Annotated in this window: 20 protein-coding genes and 1 riboswitch; of the genes, 3 read left to right on the top strand and 17 right to left on the bottom strand. The window is 34.3% G+C overall.

What is annotated here, in order from left to right:
- Positions 1-341 precede the first annotated feature (341 nt).
- Complete coding sequence (locus ABID96_RS06900) at positions 342-854, top strand: hypothetical protein (RefSeq protein ID WP_192601388.1); 513 nt, start codon at positions 342-344, stop codon at positions 852-854.
- A gap of 230 nt (positions 855-1084) precedes the next feature.
- Here ABID96_RS06900 and ABID96_RS06895 read toward each other — a convergent pair whose 3' ends face one another.
- Positions 1085-1279, bottom strand: a complete 195-nt coding sequence (locus ABID96_RS06895; RefSeq protein WP_192601387.1) for a hypothetical protein — start codon at positions 1277-1279, stop codon at positions 1085-1087.
- A 417-nt stretch (positions 1280-1696) separates the two neighbouring features.
- Positions 1697-1797, top strand: a riboswitch (purine riboswitch).
- A gap of 189 nt (positions 1798-1986) precedes the next feature.
- On the opposite strand from ABID96_RS06895, the gene ABID96_RS06890 reads away from it, so the two are divergent.
- Positions 1987-3180: a nucleoside transporter C-terminal domain-containing protein gene (locus ABID96_RS06890; RefSeq protein WP_088000324.1), complete on the top strand. Its 1194-nt coding sequence runs from the start codon at positions 1987-1989 to the stop codon at positions 3178-3180.
- Positions 3181-3911: 731 nt separating this feature from the next.
- Here ABID96_RS06890 and murI read toward each other — a convergent pair.
- On the bottom strand, positions 3912-4685 hold the full coding sequence (gene murI / locus ABID96_RS06885; protein WP_192601386.1) for a glutamate racemase: 774 nt from the start codon (positions 4683-4685) through the stop codon (positions 3912-3914).
- 368 nt (positions 4686-5053) lie between these two features.
- Between murI and ABID96_RS06880 the strand changes: the two genes are divergently transcribed.
- Positions 5054-5674 (top strand): NUDIX hydrolase, encoded by a 621-nt coding sequence (locus ABID96_RS06880; protein WP_192601385.1) that lies wholly within the window; start codon positions 5054-5056, stop codon positions 5672-5674.
- Positions 5675-5727: 53 nt separating this feature from the next.
- On the opposite strand, the gene ABID96_RS06875 is transcribed toward ABID96_RS06880, so the two are convergent.
- From ABID96_RS06875 to ABID96_RS06805, 15 genes are all read right to left on the bottom strand, one after another.
- Positions 5728-6234: a hypothetical protein gene (locus tag ABID96_RS06875; protein WP_192601384.1), complete on the bottom strand. Its 507-nt coding sequence runs from the start codon at positions 6232-6234 to the stop codon at positions 5728-5730.
- A 25-nt stretch (positions 6235-6259) separates the two neighbouring features.
- Positions 6260-6475 carry a DUF5316 family protein gene (locus ABID96_RS06870; protein WP_192601383.1) on the bottom strand — a complete coding sequence of 72 codons (216 nt, stop codon included), beginning with the start codon at positions 6473-6475 and terminating at the stop codon, positions 6260-6262.
- Positions 6476-6714: 239 nt separating this feature from the next.
- On the bottom strand, positions 6715-7269 hold the full coding sequence (locus ABID96_RS06865; RefSeq protein ID WP_192601382.1) for a DUF4240 domain-containing protein: 555 nt from the start codon (positions 7267-7269) through the stop codon (positions 6715-6717).
- A 165-nt stretch (positions 7270-7434) separates the two neighbouring features.
- A complete protein-coding gene (locus tag ABID96_RS06860; RefSeq protein ID WP_192601381.1) occupies positions 7435-7872 on the bottom strand; it encodes a GNAT family N-acetyltransferase in 438 nt (145 codons plus the stop codon).
- Positions 7873-7903: 31 nt separating this feature from the next.
- The gene (locus ABID96_RS06855) at positions 7904-9676 is read right to left on the bottom strand and encodes an ABC transporter ATP-binding protein (protein WP_192601380.1); all 1773 of its coding nucleotides are present in this window, start codon (positions 9674-9676) and stop codon (positions 7904-7906) included.
- Positions 9673-11412 carry an ABC transporter ATP-binding protein gene (locus ABID96_RS06850; protein ID WP_192601379.1) on the bottom strand — a complete coding sequence of 580 codons (1740 nt, stop codon included), beginning with the start codon at positions 11410-11412 and terminating at the stop codon, positions 9673-9675. The genes ABID96_RS06855 and ABID96_RS06850 overlap by 4 nt, the downstream gene beginning before the upstream one ends.
- A 307-nt stretch (positions 11413-11719) precedes the next feature.
- A complete protein-coding gene (locus tag ABID96_RS06845; RefSeq protein ID WP_192601378.1) occupies positions 11720-12259 on the bottom strand; it encodes a DUF1572 family protein in 540 nt (179 codons plus the stop codon).
- 159 nt (positions 12260-12418) lie between these two features.
- Positions 12419-13057, bottom strand: coding sequence for an orotate phosphoribosyltransferase (pyrE, locus tag ABID96_RS06840; protein WP_192601377.1), 639 nt, complete (start codon positions 13055-13057; stop codon positions 12419-12421).
- Positions 13054-13767, bottom strand: coding sequence for an orotidine-5'-phosphate decarboxylase (gene pyrF, locus ABID96_RS06835; protein ID WP_192601376.1), 714 nt, complete (start codon positions 13765-13767; stop codon positions 13054-13056). Before pyrF ends, pyrE begins: the two co-directional genes overlap by 4 nt.
- Positions 13739-14680: a dihydroorotate dehydrogenase gene (locus tag ABID96_RS06830; protein ID WP_192601375.1), complete on the bottom strand. Its 942-nt coding sequence runs from the start codon at positions 14678-14680 to the stop codon at positions 13739-13741. Before ABID96_RS06830 ends, pyrF begins: the two co-directional genes overlap by 29 nt.
- Positions 14677-15447 carry a dihydroorotate dehydrogenase electron transfer subunit gene (locus tag ABID96_RS06825; RefSeq protein WP_192601374.1) on the bottom strand — a complete coding sequence of 257 codons (771 nt, stop codon included), beginning with the start codon at positions 15445-15447 and terminating at the stop codon, positions 14677-14679. The genes ABID96_RS06830 and ABID96_RS06825 overlap by 4 nt, the downstream gene beginning before the upstream one ends.
- Entirely contained in the window at positions 15444-18656 is a 3213-nt protein-coding gene (carB, locus tag ABID96_RS06820; protein ID WP_192601373.1) for a carbamoyl-phosphate synthase large subunit, read from the bottom strand. Before carB ends, ABID96_RS06825 begins: the two co-directional genes overlap by 4 nt.
- A complete protein-coding gene (locus ABID96_RS06815; RefSeq protein ID WP_192601372.1) occupies positions 18641-19741 on the bottom strand; it encodes a carbamoyl phosphate synthase small subunit in 1101 nt (366 codons plus the stop codon). Before ABID96_RS06815 ends, carB begins: the two co-directional genes overlap by 16 nt.
- Positions 19738-21024, bottom strand: a complete 1287-nt coding sequence (locus ABID96_RS06810) for a dihydroorotase (protein WP_192601371.1) — start codon at positions 21022-21024, stop codon at positions 19738-19740. Before ABID96_RS06810 ends, ABID96_RS06815 begins: the two co-directional genes overlap by 4 nt.
- The gene (locus tag ABID96_RS06805) at positions 21008-21919 is read right to left on the bottom strand and encodes an aspartate carbamoyltransferase catalytic subunit (RefSeq protein ID WP_192601370.1); all 912 of its coding nucleotides are present in this window, start codon (positions 21917-21919) and stop codon (positions 21008-21010) included. Before ABID96_RS06805 ends, ABID96_RS06810 begins: the two co-directional genes overlap by 17 nt.
- Positions 21920-21976: the final 57 nt, after the last annotated feature.

The following is a 21976-nucleotide window of genomic DNA, read 5'->3' as shown; positions in this document are numbered from 1 at the left end:
TATTATTTTCTAATGTAATAGTAATTGGAGAGGAATGTGCAAGACTCCTGTGGGAGATGCGGGAAGGCTGAGACCCCGCAGCAGGCATGCCTAGGAGGCTCAGCTCTACGCCCCACGGAAAGGGAGCATCCTGGAGCGCAAATCTAAGAAGCCCTTCTTGTTAAAGAACAGTAAATCATAAAATTAACATTACATTCTTCCTAACTATTAGAAGATTATGGAATAACTTTATAGTTTAAAAGAATTAAATAAAAATAATAACAGCATTTTACTTCTTATTCTTTCATTAAAATATTATAATAAAAACTCAATTCTTATTTCCATTAGAGAAGGAGCGTTTTATGAACCAGATTACATTAGCTGAAGCATTAAATATTAGACATATTCTTTCAAAAAGGATTAGAGAACTAATAGAAGAACTTGAAGAAAATTCAAGCGTTGAAGTGGAAAAAGGCCAACCCCTTCCTACTTTAGCTCGAAATATGACTCAAATCGAAAGCGATTTAGCAAAAGTACGTGCTGATTTCCGTAAATTAGATTACTTAATGCAAAAAGCGAATATCGAAAATACAATCACGATTGAAAATTTGGAGCTATCCATTACAGAGGCGATCGAATTTGCTAAACAACTTCGTGCAGAAGTCCAATCTGCTAAAGAGTTTGCAAGTAAAAAAGAACGAATTCAACCAATGTATGGAACTGATAGTATTATAGTTGAAAAACTATATTTCAATCCGGAAGACTATCGACAAAAAGCTTTAAAATTAGAACGTAAAGCAACGCGATTATCTGGTTTAATCGATGCAAAAAACTTCTCTATTAATATACCATTTGATGGCAGTGATTATTTTTAAATACCTCACAAGAATGAGACTTTCTTGTGAGGATAGGAAGAATTAAAAATTGGACACTCATGGGAGCTACGCAAACGGATAAAGTGTTACAGGTTACAATATTTACGGATAACGGATGACGAACGATACGCAAACGTAAAAACCTCTTAGTGCACTTAAGCATTGATAATTTGGTTACCATTTATCCTATTCTTCCTATGGCCACCTCTATTTTAGAGGTGGCTTTTCATTTACGATGATTTCCCTTTTTTCTCAACTTCCTCTTTTACTAGAAATGAAGCGAAGAAAAGAATGACACCTAAAGCAAAACCAATCAATAAATTCATAAATAATTCGTCTTCTTTAACATATTTTATTAACGAAATTGCCCCAAATAAAAACATGACACTAACCCCAAAGTATCTTAATACATCTTTAACTTTCATATTCCCCCCCTTAATACCAGACTTAATGACAATAATTCAAACGTAATGATTCAATACTATTCTATGAATTTCCGTTTAAAAATAAGCACTGTTAATGTTTATAGTCGATATTTGAATAAATCTTTTAAAAGATTTTTTTGAACAGGTTTATAAACAAAATTACGTATTTTAAGTAGTTAATGTAAAGAATAAGCGAGACTACTGCAACTAATCAAAAGCTTTTAATGTTAGCACGCCCAACGAAAAGCGAGCATCCTATAGCGTAAATTAACGAATTCCTTTTTTAAAAATAGCAACAATGTAGGATCTGTATTTTTTAATATTCATATTATTTATATAAATATAACAATTAAAACATTTAAAAACATATTGTTTCCTTGCATTTATTATTATAGAATGATGTTTATTCTAAATATAAATCTCTTTATTTGTTATCCTTGTATAATATCAGTTAAGAAGGTCTGATTGTTTCTACCTGGCAGCCAAAATGCCCGACTACAAGGAAGTATGACTAGAAATGAGCACTTATTGAAATAATGCTAATATATGAATCCTTGCTTTACTTTTTTCAGTAAGGCTTCAATTATATTGCATATTCAAACTTCCTAAGCTCTTATTTTACATACTTTCTGTCTTGGGGCTGAATGTGTGAAAAAATAAGAGCTTTTTTATATTGGAGATAATATATATCATCAGGAGTTGGTTTCGTGTTCTTTTTATTAAATTTACTAGGAGTATTAGTTGTAATCGGTCTTATTTTCTTATGTTCTCCTAATAAGAGAAACGTGAAATGGAAGTCAATTTTCATTTTATTAATAGTGGAATTCCTTATTACTTGGTTCATGCTCGAAACAAAAATCGGAACTTGGACAATTAATAAAATTGCATCATTTTTCACTTGGTTAATTGCATGTGCAAATGATGGAATTTCATTCGCCTTCCCATCTGTAATGGCTAATGAGCATGTCGACTTTTTCTTTAGTGCATTATTACCTATTATTTTTATTATTACTTTCTTTGACATTCTATCATATTTCGGCATTTTGACTTGGATTATAGATAAAGTTGGCTGGGTTATTTCAAAAATATCTGGATTACCAAAGCTAGAGAGCTTCTTTTCAATTCAAATGATGTTTCTTGGAAATACAGAGGCTTTAGCTGTTATCCGTCAACAATTAATCGTTTTAAAAGAAAATCGTTTGTTGACATTTGGAATTATGAGTATGAGTAGTATTAGTGGTTCAATTATCGGTGCTTATTTAACGATGGTACCTGCTACTTATGTATTTGCTGCGATCCCTTTAAATTGTTTAAATGCATTATTAATCGCAAGTATGTTAAATCCAGTAGAAGTTAGCAAAGAAGAGGATGTAGTATACGTCCCTACAAAAGAAGAGAAAAAAGATTTCTTCTCGACAATCTCAAATAGTATGATCGTTGGAATGAATATGGTCATCGTCATATTAGCGATGGTAATTGGATATGTAGCCTTAACTACACTTTTAAATGGCTTTTTAGGATTCTTTGTTACTGGATTAACAATCCAAAAGATCTTTTCGATTATATTTAGTCCATTCGCCTTCTTATTAGGACTAACTGGTCATGACGCTATGTACGTTGCTCAATTAATGGGTATCAAGCTAGCTACAAATGAATTTGTCGCAATGATGGATTTAAAAGATAATATCAACGGACTAGCTCCACATACGGTAGCAGTTGCTACTACTTTCTTAACGTCTTTTGCTAACTTTAGTACTGTCGGAATGATTTATGGAACATTTAATTCAATATTAGGTGAAGATAAATCATCAAGTATTGGTAAAAATGTATGGAAGCTATTAGTAAGTGGCATTGGCGTTTCAATGCTTAGTGCCATGATTGTAGGATTATTTGTTTGGTAAGTTAATTAAATATAAAGAGAAGTAGTGATTATCATAAGTTGTTCCCTTCGTAGGGAGAAAACAATAAAATATCACCAGTTATGACAACTAATTAGAACGATAATTAGTTGTCATTTTTTATTGATATATAAACTTTATTGTAGTTGTTTATTACTATGCGATTTCTATAGTTAATCTCCAAGACGATTTTTGTTGGACTTGTTGTGGACGAGAATGACTTAAATAAATTAAATCTAATAAATGGAGTCCCAAAAGGATATAAAAGAAGACTTTAACTAATGAAGATTATCGATTTTTATGGCTGTTTTTTTTCTTCTGAGTCCACTGATGAAAAAGAATGTAATTGGAACGGAGCGTTGTTCGACTCCTGTGGGAATAGCGGGAAGGTTGAGACCCCGCAGGCGTGCCGAGGAGGCTCAGGCTCTCGCTATTCCCACGGAAAGCGAGCAGCCAGGAGTGGAAATCAACGCAATCTTTATAAAAACAATTGTATGAAATTTATTTTTAAATTAAACAAATATCGCACCTCATTTCAAATTGACTTATGAGGCAGCCCCTTTTTAAGTGCTTATTTGATAGATAGTTTAATTGTGTTTATGGTGGATTTAAATAAGTTTTACATCTAAAGAGAACCTTTTATGATTATCACTACTTCTTTTTTTGTTTTTTAATCACTGTATATATATCGAAATAACATTGCCTAAACTACAAAAAAAGATAAGCTAATAAGCTTATCTTTTAGTTTGAAGTAAGTTTAATGCAAACTTCATTTTTTCGATATAATCTTGATTATCATCTGAGCACATGAACTTAATCGTTGATTCACCAGAATCTTTTAATTGATTTGAAGGGCTTAATAATTGAATTAGCCTTTTAACTGTACCAGCACTTCCATCAACTATTTGTACATCTTCTGGTAGAATTTTCTTTAATATCTCTTTATAAAATGGATAATGTGTACATCCAAGTACAACAGTTCCGTATAAATTAATATCAAACGCTGCGAACTTACTCTTAAAGTAATCAATCATTGTAGCATCTTCAAAATTCAATTCTTCACAGTAACGTACTAATTCTGGTAATGGTAATGAGTCAACAATACTTTGATCATCAATTCTAGAAACTAATTCATGATACTTTGTTTGTTTTAATGTAAGTGGTGTTGCAAGAACTAATACTCTTTTACCTGTTGCACGATTCATCTCGATAGCTGGTTTTACAGCCGGTTCCATACCGATAATTGGGAAGTCATAATATGCTCTTAAATCTGAAACTGCAATACTAGTTGCTGTATTACATGCGATGACAAGTGCTTTTACATCTTCTTTTACAATTCTTTCTACTGATTGTTTTACAAATGAACTAACTTCTTCCTTTGATTTCGTACCATAAGGAACATGAAGAGTATCTGCAAAATATAAAAATTCTTCATTGGGTAACTGATTCATTGCTTCGTTTAAAACAGTTAACCCACCCATTCCCGAGTCAAAAAATGCAATTTTCATTTTGTTCACCTAATAATTTTTATTTAATGTAGTCATCATCAAGCAGTCTATAATACCATTAAGTTTTCGTTTAGACATACTTTTATAAACTGTCTAATAATAAATTAACCTAATTAAGCATGAAAGTAAATTTTTCAGAAAAATATTACATTCACTTTAACAGTTAGACATAGCATTTTAATACTGCATAATCTTTTTTAATAATCCATATCATTCTTTTATCTTATTTATACCACCCTATCCGCTGGTGGTATTTCTATAAAAATAAAATTACATGAATAATCCTTATATCATATTACAATCAGTATCAATTATTTATATAATAGTAATAGTTAACTAATTTTAAAAAAGTTAAGGTGGTAAGTACATTGCAAGTAGAGTCTCTTAAAATTTTTGATGAATTCGGAAACCATATTGGTGAAGCAACTCGAGACGAAGTACATAAAAATGGTTATTGGCATGAAACATTTCATTGTTGGTTAATGAGTATTGAGAACGGCATTCCAATGATCTATTTTCAAAAAAGAAGTAAAACAAAAAAAGATTTTCCAAATTTACTAGATATTACTGCCGCTGGCCATCTTTTAGCACATGAGACAGTATCTGATGGAATTAGAGAAGTTCATGAAGAACTAGGCATTGATGTCAATATAGAAGAAGTATTACCGCTTGGAATCGTTAAGAATTCTATTAACCTGCAAAATTTCCATGATCATGAACTTAGTCATGTTTTTTTACTTAAAAGGAATGAACCATTTACAAAATTTAATCTGCAAAAAGAAGAAGTTTCTGGTATTGTGAAAGCAAACTTTAAAGAATACTATGATTTTGCATACGGATTAAGTGAATCACTAGAAGTTGAAGGCTTCGAAGTGAATGAACAGGATGAAAAAATTACAGTACGTAAAAATGTCTATAAAGAGCACTTCGTCATTCATGAAAATAATTACCTATTTAGTGTACTTGAACTGTTGAAACAGCATGTGTAGCATGAATCCATAAAAAAGGGGACTCCATGAAGTCCCCTTTTTACTTTTCTTATTTAGTCAATAAATTGAATGATGATTGAACTCATAAATAGCAAAATTGCTGGCGCTACAATCATTAATTTACCAAATATTAAAGGCTTAACATAATCACCGAGTAAGAATGCCCAACCACTAAATAGAAGTATAAAAAACGTAGGATTCACTATTACTTGATTGTAAAATATACTTGTCAGAACAAACGCAAATAGGATTGAAAAAAGAATTATATGGATTTTATAGCTCCAATTTGTAAATGTAAAAGAAAAAATATAGTAAATTAAATAAGTAATGAGCGAAGTAATATAAATGAAAGGGATGCTGAACATGATGACTAATAAAAAACTATAAGCAAAACCATTTATACCAACTAAATTACCAACGCCAATCAAACTACGTGAAGTAGGATTATCTAAAACGAAATAATCAAATATATATAATAAAATATTGATTCCTAAAAATACGAAAGTTGAAATGGATGAACTAATTAAGAATTTATAAACTTTTAACTTATTTTGGACCATCTTATTTATCCCTTCTTTATTTGAACTACTGAATATAATAAATGATTCCTGCAATTAAAAATGAAATAATTCCTATCATTCCAGTCCATAATGAAAATTTAAAGTTTGAGCTCCGATCCTCTTTCGTTTGTGTATAAAAGTTAGCTCGTTGTTGTTCACCACTTGTAAAAACACCCAATGTAATTCCTGATAAAAGAAATCCAATGATTACAATGATAATAAATAGATTAAGTATTTCCATCTTACCCTTCACCCTTTTTGGTGAAAATTCCCACACTTAATAATATTCTTCCTTGTTTTTACTAGTCCTTTAAAATAAGTGACATACGCCAAAATTCTAGTAGGCCACTATAGATGATTAAAAATAGTTACATTCATACTCTCTTTTAGAAATCTAAAAAAACAGCTCAAATTACGCATTTGAACTGTTTTTACACGTTACTATTAGATTGGCGTTTGTTCGTTATTTACCCATCTATATTATCCTAGTGGATTTTCACCAAATCTTGCCCATAATTTCGGAAACATATTTTCTAAATCATCTGTATCTTCTTCCCAATCAAATTCAAAATCGACCGCAGGCTTTAGTCCTTTCTTATCGAGTTTTTCTAACATTTCATCATGAATGTCATCATTCCATTCTGTATCTCCAGTCTTTTTGAATGTATAAGCATCTAATCCAACTGACAGGATCTCTTCATTTTGAGGATAACCCTCTTCATCTAGATTTTCCTCCCGGATATATGTTGCAAGATACTCGTGATTTGCTATAACCTTTTGATATATTTCTTCACCTTGACTAATTAACCAGCCCCTGAAATAATCAAAAGCATCATCAGAACATCCACCCATTAGAATATAAGCTGCACCCCATAGGCGAGATTGGTAACTTTCATTCATGAAACTTTCAAAATAGAATTCAAACTCTAATATTTCATTTGATTCTCTGTGAGATAATACCTCTGTTAACCATTCTGCTTGATTCTCGAATTTCTTTGATTCTTCTATTAAACGCCAAAATTCTTTTATGTCCAAGGTATTCCCCTCCATTTAAAATTACATAAAAATTCATAACTATCCTCATTTTAGCATAAATAAATGTCTTCTTTTCATTATTACAAAAACTACAATCATAACATTCTTTTAGAGACAAGCCTATAAAAAAAGTAAACCCTAACCATCCGACTAGGGTTTACTTTTTTATTTGATATCTTTACTAAAAGCATATGATAATTTACTATATTCCATTTTTTCTTCATAAAAACGATGTGCATCAATTCTTTGTAGGCCTGACTGAAGTGAAACAAGCTCGCAGCCATTTTCCTTCCCAAATTCATGAATATAATCTAGTAGCTGTTTGCCATAGCCATTTGAGCGACGATGCTGATCTGAGACTAAATCATAGACAAAAACATGCTTTCCATTATAAAAATTTGTTAAAATAATAATTCCTGCTACTGCTACTGTTTCACCATGGTCCTCTAAACCAAATAACTTGTAGCCTTCCTTCTTCATTTCTTCATATAGTTCAAAAAATGATTCTTCTGTTAAATGTAAACGAAGCTGTTTTAAAACTTGAAAACCTTTCAGTAATTCTTCTTTTGATTCATAGTGTTGAATAGAAATCTTACTGTTCATTTGAGTACCCCTTCCACTACCAACATGTTTTTTAAACACTTAATACATTTTCACCAGTTTCAGCCTCACGTTTAAATAATCTAGAATACACTCCGTCCATTTCCAATAATGCATGATGCGTACCTTCTTCAACAACGATACCGTTTTCTAATACGACAATACGATCTGCGGTTAATACAGTTGAAAGACGATGGGAAATGACAATTACCGATTGTTTTGATTTTCTCTTTTGAATTGCTTCATTAATTTGTAATTCTGTAATAGGGTCAAGCGCTGAGCTTGCTTCATCTAATATCAAGATTGGTGAATTTTTGACGAGTGCTCTTGCTAAAGACAATCGTTGTTTTTGGCCACCTGAAAGAAGTGCTCCCCTTTCTCCAATTGAAGAATGTAAACCATCTGGTAATGAATCATAATAGTCAGATAAACCACTATCTCTTAAAGCTTGAACTAGCTCTTCCTCAGTCGCCTTTTCATTTCCAATCTTTATATTATCTGCTAAGCTACCATTTCGTAACTGTACATCCTGTGAGACGAATGAAATAGAGTCTCTAACCCATTTTGCATTCGACTGATCGATCGGTAATCCATCAATGTCAATCGTACCACTATTTAATGGATAAAAACCTAGTAATAAATCTACAATTGTTGACTTCCCTGCACCACTAGGTCCTACGATGGCAACTGCCTCTCCAGGTTTTACTTGGAATGTTAAGCCATTTAATACAAAGTCTTCTTTATTTGGATAACGGAATTTAACATCTTTAAATTCAATTAAACCATCAACAACATCTAGTTTCTTTCCTTCTTGTACTTCAAAAGCAGATGTTGGCTCTGCTAATAATTTTTCGGAACGATCAAGTGCTGGACCAGTTCTTCTAACGGATAACCAATTTCTTAGCATTCTTTGAATCTCATTTGCCGCAATTGTAACTAGACCGCCCGCTGTTAGCATTTGTCCACTTGTTATTTGTTCATTTGATATTAATAAAACACTAATAAAATAAACCGAAGCCAAAGCGAAGCCATTGTAGCTTCCGATGACAACAATGGACTGCATTCTTGCTTTTAACTCAATGATTGATTCTTTTACAAATGATTTTCGTATATCTGCTACACTTTGAATCTCATAATCTGTTGCACCTAGAATTCTAGATAACTGGATACCTGTTACAGATTCACGTAGTCTTTCTAAATAACGTGACGCTTCTTCTCTTGCTCTTGCAGAAGCATTCCTTGTTCTAGCCCCAACTTTATTTGACGTCCAATAAAACAATATTCCTAAAACTACACTCGTAACCATTAAGTACGGGTGAATCCATAGTAATACAACACTATAAATGACAACCCCTTGTACGGATGCCATAAAAGTAGATCCTTCCCATGCTAGGAAATTATGAAGCGTATCTGGGTCATCTGATACTCTAGCTAGAAGTTCCCCAGATTTTGATTGATGAAAATATGAATACGGTAAAATTTGTAAATGCTTAAATAAGCGTAATTTTTGCCAGTTTGTAACTGACTTTGCTACATGATGACAAAAATACTCGTCGATAACCATTAAAATTAAATCAAGGATTGCTGCAAAAACTAGTAACCACATTAATCCCCAAAGTAATGTATTTTCATGATTTGGGATGATATGATCAACTAACCACCCCATACCTAAAGTTGGGATTAAAGCTGCACAAATTTGACTTAAAGCAATAACAAATGAATCAGCAAATACCCATTTTTTATGAGGTACTAGAAACTGAATAACTCTTTTTCCATCACCTATTTTTTTTATTTTATTTTGGTTCATACGGCACTCTCCTTATCTAGCTCACTGTATTGTGCCATATATAGTTGATAATATTGCCCTTTTAATGATAGTAATTCTTCATGCGTACCTTGTTCAGCAATTAAACCTTTGTCTAATAGCAAGATACAATCTGCATCCTTTACAGTAACAAGTCGATGAGCAATCGTAATTGTCGTTCTTCCCGGAATTAATTTCTCAAGAGAAGACTGTACCTTCTCTTCAGTTTCTCCGTCTAAAGATGAAGTTGCTTCATCGAATATCAATACTGGTGGATGTCTTAATATCGAACGTGCTAATGCTACACGTTGTCTTTGACCTCCTGAAAGCTTTAAACCTCGCTCTCCAACGATTGTCTCAAATCCTTCTGGCAATGAATCTATTAAATCACCTAAATCAGCAGCTTCAACGGCAAGTAGTAGTTCTTCATCAGTAGCATTTGGTTTGGCATATAATAAATTTTGTTTCAGCGTGCTATTTAATAAGAACGTTTCTTGAGAAACAACTCCAACATTTTGGCGCAATGATTGAAAATCATGTTTTGATAAATCTTTTTGGTCAACAAATATTGAACCAGATGTAGGCTCATATAATCCTAATAATAATTGGATTAATGTACTCTTCCCTCCACCACTCGATCCGACAATTCCAATATGCTGCCCTGACTTTATTGAAAAAGATACACCTTTTAATACTTCTTCAGTAGCATTAGGATATGTAAATCGAATATTGTTAACATCAATATCACCTTTTACATTGTCAAAAATAGGGAAAGATTCAGTTTGCTCTGAAGGTAAATCAAAATACTCATAAATACGCTCAAGAGCAGGAATCGCTTGTTGAATTGTAAGTGCATTTTCAGCAAGAGAGCGCACCGGCATAAACATTGTTGGGATAAATCCTAATACTGCTATTAAAGTCCCTATCGAAATCTCATGTTGCCATACTGAATATCCTCCAACCAACATAATAACCCCAGGTGCACCATTATTAAAAACATTCCCTAATCTCCAATTAAATTTACCAAAAAGAGCCAATCGGATTGCAAATCTCTTCCATATTGAAAGCTTTTCTTCTAAGCGTTTATTTTCTTGTTCCTGTGTTTGAAATGTACGAACAAGTCGAACTGATTCAATACTTTCTTGTGTATGATTATATAAATCAGCGCTCATATCTCGTGAAATGGCACCCATTTTACGTACTTTTGTTCCAATCATAAATGAAGGTACTAAATAAATTGCAAAAACAATCAGCATGATGACAGCAGCTGGCCAATACAAAGGAAAAACTGCAACAAATGCTGCGATTGCTGCGATGACTTGTTGAATAAATCGCGGAACAACAGTATTATTCAGATTTTGAACTGATTCTACATCATGCGTTAATCTAAATAGCATATCTCCACGAGGTGATGTTGAAAAAAACGACATTGGTGCTTTTTGAAGCTTTTTAAATGCTCGTAATTGCATATCACTAATGACATCTAGACCAATCTTAACTTGTATAAATTCTTGTAAGGATTCAAATACAACTTTACATAAAAATGCCAACATGATTCCAAAGATTAAGTAGAAAAGAACTTGTGAATTAGCATCTCCTAATAACTCATCCACGACTTTTCCCGTTAAAATTGGTGGAATAACTGCAAAAGCTCCTGCAATTAAAGAACTACCAAAAGCAAGGAGTAAAATTTTCCAATACGGTTTAAAGTGATTAAGTGTTTCAATTAAAATCTTCATATATTCCCCCCTAACTTGTAACATTTTACATTATTTTCTAACTATTTTCATTATTAAAAAAAGAAATGCTAAACTAAGTTCCGATTTAAAGGTAAATCTTCAATATTTCGTTTCTTTCGATTCTAATGAAACAACCGATATCTTTGTCTTTCCTCATTCTTACTTTACTCTTCATCGATCTTTTTTTCTTCATCATTAAGTTTGAAATACATTACTCGTTTTGTTGTAATATTCATTAAAAAAATCTACAACTTTTGTTGTAGATCTAATGATCATTTTTATATTTTATTAGGTTATCATATAGTCATCATGTATGTTTTACGTTTTTAAGTTTCTCATTTAAATATTGTTCTGATTGTCCTCTTGGGATACTTAGACTTGTAAACTGTTCATTTTTAACTTGTTTTCCTACATAAACAATTTGACCAATATGATAACCATAATGACTAATTTGTCTATGTATTGCTTGTAGTACAAAATGAGCTTCTCCTCTTATGGTGATTGTTTTTAGAATGTCATCTTCTTTTAAATTTTGAATTGCAGAAAATACTACATCCCATCCTTTTTCCCACGCTGCGAGTATTTCTTCCTTTGAAGAATAAGTCCCCTCAAATTCCAAATCTCGGTTACGCCATGTTTTCTCTCCATCTGACGTCAAAAAATCAGTCCATCTTGAGATCATATTTCCACTTAAATGTTTAACAATAATGGCAATACTATTCGATTCACTAGTGGGCTGCCATACTAATTCTTCATATGACAATTGCTTCATTGTAAGATCACCTAGTTTTTTAATGCCTTGAAATTCTTTTAAACTATTTGATAAGAACAGCTCTTCTACTGACATCTAAATCCCTCCTATAATAGATACATATTAACAATTATATGAATAGTATAAAAATTAAAATGAATAGGTTTCAACTAATTTTTATGAAATTCTGATCAGGGATCAAAAAGAAATTAATCAAAAAAACACAGCCATTTGAGGCTGTGTTCCTACATTATTTTATACGCCGACAGTCATCCAGCTAGCGTCTTGTGGATTTTTTCTCCATGCAGTTAGTTTTGCTACATGGTCTTCTTTAATTGAGCCTTGCTCTTTAGCTACTTCTACTAACGTGTCATAATCAGTTAGAGAGTAGTACGTTACGTCATTTGCTTCGAATTTTTCTACTGCAGCTGGTAGATTATATGTGAAAATTGATACAACCCCTACCACTTCACAACCTGCTTCACGTAATGCTTCTACACATGTAATTACGCTTCCACCTGTTGAAATCAGATCTTCTACTACTACGACTTTTTGACCTGCTTTTATTGGGCCTTCAATTTGGTTTCCTTTGCCATGACCTTTTGCAGAGCTTCGGACATAGACCATCGGCAAGTTCATTACATCACTTGTCCAAGCTGCATGTGGAATTCCCGCTGTTGCAGTTCCAGCAATTACATCAACTGTGCCAAATTTTTCTTCGATTAATTGAACTAGTCCTGATGCAATATTTTTACGAATTTCAGGATAGCCAAGAGTTAAGCGATTATCACAATAGATAGGAGATTTGATTCCTGATGCCCAAGTAAATGGAGTTTCAGGTTGAAGGCTTACAGCCCCAATGCTTAATAAGTTTGCTGCGATACTCTTTTTCATACTATTACGCCCTCCCATTGTGCCAATATTTCTTCATATGCTTCTACTGGATTTTCACTTTTTGTAATACTGCGTCCTACTACAATATAGCTACTTCCTAATTGTTTAGCTTTCGCTGGAGTAGTTACTCGTACTTGATCATCTACACTATTATCAACTAAACGTATGCCAGGTGTCACCGTTATAAAGTTATCACCTTCAACTGCTGCTTGGACTAATTCTACATCTAGTGGAGAGCAAACTACCCCATCAAGTCCACTTTCTTCTGTAATTGCAGCATATAGTTTAATCGAATCCTTTAAAGATGTAAGTCCTTGTTCGTGGATTACTTGTTCTTCTGAAGTGCTTGTAAGTTGAGTTACTGCAATTAGTAAAGGTCTTTGCTTACCATCTGGAGTGCCTTCTTCTAGCCCTTCTAAAGCTGCCTTCATCATTTTCGTTCCACCAGCTGCATGCACATTTACCATGTCTACTTCTAAAGATGCAATATTTTTCATAGCATGTTTTACTGTATTTGGAATATCATGAAGCTTCAAATCTAGGAAAATTTGATGTCCTAATTCTTTTAGTTCCTTTATGATTGCTGGACCCTCTTTGTAAAATAGTTCCATCCCTACCTTTACATATAGAGATTTTTGAAATTTTTTTACAAAATTCATTACTTCTTCTTTTGAAGAAAAATCAAGCGCGATGACCACTTGTGATGACATGTTGTTTCCAGCTCCTTCCAATACATTCTTCGATCGACTGATAACCGTATTTTTCTAATACTTCTGGTAGTTCACCAATGATTGTTGGACAAACAAATGGGTCAACAAAGTTTGCAGTTCCTACACCAATTGCACTTGCTCCTGCTAAGAAAAACTCTAGTGCATCTTCTGCGTTCATTACGCCACCCATACCGATGATTGGGATGTTAACTACTTGACTAACATCATGGATCATTCGAATCGCGACTGGTTTGATAGCTGGACCCGATAATCCACCTGTTTTATTTGCAAGAATTGGTTTTCCCGTTCTTAAGTCTAGTCTCATCCCTAGTAATGTATTGATCATTGTTAAACCGTCTGCTCCGGCATTTTCAATTGCTTTTGCAATTTCTACAATGTTTGTTACATTTGGAGATAATTTTACATATAGCGGAACTTCGCTTACTTCTTTCACTTTTTTTGTTACTTCAGCCGCTGTTGCAGCATCAGTCCCAAATGCAATCCCACCACATTTTACGTTTGGACAAGAAATGTTTAGTTCTAACGCTTTTACATTACTTACTTTAGATATTTCTCTTGCTACTGTTACATAGTCCTCTATTGTTGAACCTGCAATATTTGCAATGATTGGCACATCATAGCTTGATAGCCATTTTAATTCTTCATTGATTACTTTTTCTAATCCAGGATTTTGAAGACCGATTGCATTTAACATTCCCGCCTGCGTTTCAGCAACACGTGGCGTTTCATTTCCGTATCTCGTTTCAACCGTTGTCGCCTTAATCATAATGGCACCAAGTACACTTAAATCATATAGATTTGCAAACTCTCTACCGAATCCAAAGCAACCTGAAGCTGGCATTATAGGATTTTTTAAATCTAAGCCAGGAAGTTTTGTTTGTAATGAAATCATAGAACTACCTCCTCAGCCTGGAACACTGGTCCATCACTACAAATTTTACGATATGACCCATCTTCTGTATGGCATACACATGCGAAACAAGCGCCAATTCCACAGCCCATTCGTTCTTCAAGTGATATATAACCATCCTTCATACCTTTATATTGCTGTTGTAAAGCTTTTAACATTACGGTTGGACCACATGCAAAGTATTGATCAAATTGAAGCTTTTCTTCACGAATAACATCAGTTACGAATCCTTTCGTACCAAGAGTTCCATCTACTGTTGCCATATAAGTTGGGCCTAATTCTGAAAATTCTTTTTCATAAAAAGCCACATTGCTTGATGCAAATCCTAGTACATGAATAACATTTACACCACGTGCTTTAAATTGCTTCGAAAGTTCATACATTGGAGGTACGCCAATTCCACCGCCTACAAGTAGTGCTGTATCCCCTTCAGAAAGGGTTTCAATATCATAACCTTGACCAAGAGGACCTAATACATCAACCTGTTGTCCAACGCTTGCTTCTTTTAAAAGCTTAGTTCCTTCACCTTCTGCGCGGAATATCATAGTGAACTCACTTTTCTCTTTGTCGACCTGACATATACTGATTGGTCTTCTTAAAAGTGGTGTTAGTCCACCAGTCACTTTTATATGGACAAACTGCCCAGGAGAGTGCATCTCCTGAACTAGTTCACCTTTTAATGTCATTTCAACAATTTGATGGGCAATTTCTCGGTTTGAGACAATTGTCATGAGTTCTTTTTTTATCATACTAATACGCCAGCCTTCATTTCTTTGTTTGGTAGTGCAGAAGTTGAGAATGTTAAGCTTTCAATTACTGAAAGTATTGCATTTGCTGTATCTAGTGAAGTTAAGCAAACTACTCCATTTTCAACTGATTCACGACGAATTCTGAATCCATCACGAGCTGGTTTTTTACCTTTTGTTAATGTATTGATTACAAACTGCGCATCTCCACGCTTGATCATGTCTAGCATATTGTCTTCATGCTCGTTAATTTTGTTTACAGCTTTTACTGGTACACCGTGGTTTTCTAAATGATTTTTAGTTCCTTCAGTACCGAATACTGTAAATCCAATTTCATGGAAGCGTTTTGCGATATTCACTACTTCTTCTTTATCCTTATCTGCTACTGTAATGATCACTGAACCGTGAGTTGGGATATGCATTCCTGCAGCGATTAATGCTTTGTATAATGCTTTTTGAAGACTTACATCTTTCCCCATTACTTCTCCAGTTGATTTCATTTCAGGGCCTAATGTTATATCTACTGAGCGTAGTTTAGCGAATGAGAACACTGGTGCTTTTACATACACTTCTTTACCTTCTGGATGGTAGCCTGTTGCATAACCGAATGATGCTAGTGTTTGACCTAGGATTACTTTCGTTGCGATATTCGCCATAGGTACATTTGTAATTTTACTTAAGAATGGTACTGTACGACTTGATCTTGGGTTAACCTCTAGTACGAATACTTCATCTTTATCTGTGACAACAAACTGGATGTTTAGTAATCCTTTAATATTTAAGCCTTTTGCTAGTTTGATTGTATATTCGATTAACTTTTCCTTCGCAGCTTCTGATACATTTTGTGTAGGATATACTGCGATTGAATCTCCTGAGTGAACTCCTGCTCGTTCTATATGCTCCATTATACCTGGGATATATACGTCGATTCCGTCAGAGATTGCATCTACTTCAATCTCTTTACCAGTTAAGTAACGGTCTACTAGTACTGGATGTTCTGGATTAATTTTTACTGCATTTTGCATGTAGTGTAGAATTTCTTCACGGTGATATACAATCTCCATAGCACGTCCACCAAGTACGTATGATGGTCTTACTAAAACTGGATAACCAATTTCATCAGCGATTGCTGCGGCTTCTTCTGCTGTCATTGCTGTTTTACCAAGAGGTTGTGGAACACCTAATTGTTGAAGTGCTTCTTCAAACTTGTCTCGGTCTTCTGCACGATCTAAATCTTCAAGCGAAGTTCCAAGAATTTTCACACCACGTTCTACTAATTTACCTGCTAAGTTAATTGCTGTTTGACCACCGAATTGAACGACTACACCCATCGGTTTTTCTAAATCGATAATGTGCATTACGTCTTCGATTGTTAATGGCTCGAAATAAAGTTTGTCTGAGATACTAAAGTCAGTCGAAACTGTTTCTGGATTGTTGTTTATAATGATTGCTTCGTATCCAGCCTCTTTAATTGCTCTTACACAATGTACTGTTGCATAGTCAAACTCAATACCTTGACCGATACGTATTGGACCGGAGCCAAGTACTACTACACTTTTCTTATCAGTTACAATTGATTCATTTTCGATCTCATATGTTCCGTAGAAGTATGGAGTTGTAGATTCAAACTCAGCTGAACATGTATCAACCATTTTATATACCGGAATGATTTGATTTTGTTTTCTAAAATCGTATATTTCTTTATTTGTTGCATTCCATTGTAATGCTAGGTAATCATCACTGAAGCCCATTTTCTTAGCTTTTAATAGTACATCAAGTTCAAAATGGTTTTCTTTAATAACCTTTTCCATTTTGATGATGTTTTCAATTTTGTGTAGGAAGAAGAAATCAATTTTTGTAATATCATGTATTTCTTCTAACGTCATACCTGTTCTCATTGCTTCAGCAACGATGTATAGTCTTTCATCGTCAGCTTTTGCCATGCGAGTAATCATTTCCTCTTTAGATAGTTCTTTTACTGCGTTAAGCTCGATGTGATTTATTCCTAATTCTAGAGAGCGTACTGCTTTTAATAATGACTCTTCAAGTGTTCTACCAATCGCCATTACTTCTCCAGTTGCTTTCATTTGAGTTCCTAACTGACGGTTTGCCGTTTCAAATTTATCAAATGGCCAGCGTGGAATTTTTGATACGATATAGTCTAATGCTGGCTCGAAGCATGCATAAGTTTTCTTTGTAACTGGGTTAATCATTTCATCTAATGTTAAGCCTACCGCGATTTTTGCTGCTAATTTTGCAATTGGATAACCTGTTGCTTTTGATGCTAGCGCACTTGAACGTGATACACGTGGATTAACTTCGATTACATAGTATTGGAAACTATCTGGATCTAGTGCAAGCTGTACATTACATCCACCTTCAATCCCTAAAGCGCGAATGATTTTAAGTGATACATTTCGTAGCATTTGATACTCGCGATCACTTAATGTTTGAGAAGGAGCAACTACGATTGAATCCCCTGTATGAACACCAACTGGATCGATGTTTTCCATGTTACATACTACAATCGCATGGTCATTTGCATCTCTCATTACTTCATATTCGATTTCTTTAAAACCAGCGATACTTTTTTCTAATAAACATTGTGTTACTGGGCTATTTTTTAATCCACTTGCTACGATTTCTTTAAGCTCTTCTTCATCGTGGCAAATTCCTCCGCCTGTTCCTCCAAGAGTAAAGGCAGGTCTTACGATAACCGGGTAACCAATTTCTTCTACGAAGTCATATGCTTCTTCTAAAGTATGGATGATTGTACTTTCTGGTACTGGCTCATTTAAGTCGTTCATTAATGTTCTGAATAAATCGCGGTCTTCTGCACGGTTAATTGCTTCTAAAGTTGTACCCAAAATTTTCACACCACATTCTTTTAACACACCAGAATTATCTAGTGCTACAGCTAGGTTAAGTCCTGTTTGACCTCCTAATGTTGGTAATAGTGCGTCTGGGCGTTCTTTGCGAATGATTCGACTAACGAAATCTACTGTTAGTGGCTCGATGTATACTTTATCTGCTGTTTGTACATCCGTCATTATTGTTGCAGGGTTTGAGTTTACAAGAATTACTTTGTATCCTTCTTCTTTCAATGCCTGACAAGCCTGTGTTCCAGCATAATCAAATTCTGCTGCTTGACCGATTATGATTGGTCCTGATCCGATTACTAAGATTGTTTCAATGTCTACGCGTTTTGGCATTGTAAGTTCCCCTCTCTCTTCTGTGCTTCCATCATGCTCATAAATTCATCGAATAAATAGTTTGCATCTTCTGGTCCTGGTGATGCCTCTGGGTGATATTGTACTGTGAATGCTGGGTATTTCTTATGTTTAAGCCCTTCTACAGTACCATCATTTAGTGCAACATGTGTTACTACTAAATCAGTTCCTTCAATTGAATCCATTTCTACAGCATAACCGTGGTTTTGTGATGTAATTGCTACTTTTCCTGTTTCTAAATGTTTAACTGGATGGTTCGCACCGCGATGTCCGAATTTAAGTTTTGAAGTATCTCCTCCATTTGCTAGCGCAAATAACTGATGACCTAAGCAAATTCCGAATAATGGTACTTTGCCAACTACTTCTTTAATCATATCGATTGCTACTTGAACATCTTTTGGATCTCCAGGTCCATTACTTAACATAATTCCATCTGGAGCAAGTAAGAAAATTTCTTTCGCTGAGATATTATATGGTACAACAGTAACGTCACATTTACGATTTGTTAATTCTCTTAAAATACCATGCTTCATACCGAAGTCTACTAATACTACTCGGTGTCCTCTACCTGGACTTCTATAAGGCTTTTGTGTTGAAACTCGTTCCACGTGGTTAGTGAATAATGGTGTATTTGTTAATTCTGCAATTATTTCATCAACATTCGCTTCCATACTGCAGAATTTTCCTTTCATAGTTCCAACTTCACGTAACTTTTTCGTTAACATACGTGTATCGATACCTGCTAAACCTGGGATTCCTTTATCTTTACAATATTGATCCAAGCTCATTTTATTTCGGAAATTTGAAGGATGCTCAGCATACTCCTTAACGATTAATCCGTGTACTGCTGGTACAATGCTTTCAAAATCCTCTAAATTAATACCGTAATTACCTACTAATGGATAAGTAAATGTTACGATTTGTCCACAGTAAGATGGGTCAGTTAATACTTCTTGATATCCTGTCATACCTGTTGTAAATACGATTTCCCCTGTTGTTTCAACTTCGCTACCAAATCCTTCTCCTACAAAAACTGTTCCGTCTTCTAATATTAATTGACGCATCATACTGTTACTTCCCCACTTTCATATACTAATTTGCCATTTACCATTGTCATTACTGGCCAACCTTTACATTTCCAGCCATCAAACGGTGTATTTTTTCCTTTTGAAAGGAATGTTGTTGAATCAATTTCTTCTTGAAGTTCTAAATCAATTACCGTTAAATCAGCAACTGCGCCAACTTCAATTTTTCCTCTGCTGATCTTAAATACTTCTGCTGGTTTTACTGTCATAAAATCGATTAGTTGTTTTAATGACATTTTTCCAGTTTGTACAAAGTGTGTGTTTAAAAGTGGGAATGCTGTTTCTAAGCCTACAATCCCAAAAGGAGCAAGCTGCATTCCTTGTGCCTTTTCTTCTGCTGTATGTGGTGCATGATCAGTAGCAATCATATCGATTGTCCCATCAAGTAAACCCTCTATTAATGATTCTCTATCTAATGCTCCTCTTAGTGGAGGATTCATTTTAAAGTTCGTATCAAGTCCTGGAATGTCATCTTCACATAAAATTAAGTGATGTGGTGACACTTCAGCTGTTACGTTTATTCCTGCTTTTTTAGCATCTCGTACTACTCTTACTGATTCCTTTGTACTAATATGACATACGTGATAATGACAACCAGTTGCTTCTGCTAATAAAACATCACGTGCAATTTGTACACTCTCACAAATTGAAGGAATTCCGTTTAAGTCATTTTCTTTTGAGAATTTCCCTTCGTGTACACAGCCTTTTTGAATTAATGTATTCTCTTCACAATGAGCTACGATTGATACATTTAACTCTGCAGCTTTTTGCATTGCTTCGTACATCATTTCTGCTGATTGCACTCCTACTCCATCATCGGTAAATGCAAATGCGCCATTATTTTTTAATGCTTCAAAATCCGTTTGTTCCTCACCAGCTTGGCGAATTGTGATTGAAGCATAAGGAAGTACGTTAACTAGTGCAGTATCCTCAATTTTTTTATTTAAAGATTGTAGATGTTCAAGTGTATCTGGTACTGGTCGAGTATTCGGCATTGCTGCAATCGTTGTAAATCCGCCTCTTGCTGCTGCTTTTGTACCTGTTTCGATTGTCTCCTTATGTTCTCCGCCCGGCTCTCTTAAATGAACATGTACGTCGATAAAACCTGGTGAAAGTAATTTTCCCTCAAGCTCAATTATTGTTGCTTCTTGATCTATGATTGTTTCAGCAATTACTGAAATTTTCCCATTCACTACTAGTACATCACGCTTTAATAATTCACCGTTTTCTTGTAAGATGACACCGTTTTTAAACAAGTACTTCATTTTTCATCTCTCCCCATACAGTTGGTAAGGCTCTTTTTAATACAGCCATTCGTACGTAAACGCCATTTTCCATTTGCTTAAAGATTCTTGAACGCTCGCATTCGACTAGTTCACTCGCTATTTCTACATCTCTATTGAATGGTGCTGGATGCATGATAATGCTTGTTGGTTTCATTTTGGCTTCTCGCTCGATTGTTAGACCATGCTTTTGTAAGTAATTTTCCATTATGTGATTAGTCTTTGCATCATGTCTTTCATGCTGAACTCTTAGTAGCATCAGGACATCAACTTCTTCGACTAATTCATCTAAATTTTTATATGTTCCATAAGTGTTTTTATCGTCTTTCCATTCATCAGGACTTGCGAAGAAAACTTCCGCACCTAATCTTGTTAGTGCTTCTGCATTTGACCGGGCAACTCTAGAATGTCTTAGATCACCTGCAATAGCTACTTTTAATCCTTCAAAACGTCCAAACTCTTGTTTAATGGTTAAAAGGTCTAATAGACATTGTGTTGGGTGATTTCCACATCCGTCACCGGCGTTTAGGATTGGCATTCCTGCATCTTCAATTTCTTGAAAGTACTCATCTTCTGTATGTCGAATAACAACCGCTTCTACCCCAATTGCTTTAAGGGTTTTAACAGTGTCATATAAAGTTTCACCTTTTTGAATACTTGAACTTTCAACTGCTAAGTTGATGACTTCAAGTCCTAATTTCTTTTGGGCTACTTCGAAGCTAAAACGAGTTCTCGTACTATTTTCAAAAAATAAATTTGCAACAAATGTCTGACGGTTTAGACTAGTTTTTTCTCCATTTGCAAACTTTTGAGCTTCCATTAGCAAATCTTGAATTTCTACGATAGTTAAATCAGACATGGTTAATAAATGATTCATCCGTCATCCCCCTAAATGAATTTCATCCGTTTTTATATCTAGAGCACCCAGATTTGT

Source organism: Gottfriedia sp. OAE603, assembly GCF_040543965.1.
In the GTDB taxonomy this organism is placed as follows: domain Bacteria; phylum Bacillota; class Bacilli; order Bacillales; family Bacillaceae_G; genus Gottfriedia; species Gottfriedia solisilvae.
This window is presented reverse-complemented; position numbering and strand designations above follow the sequence as displayed.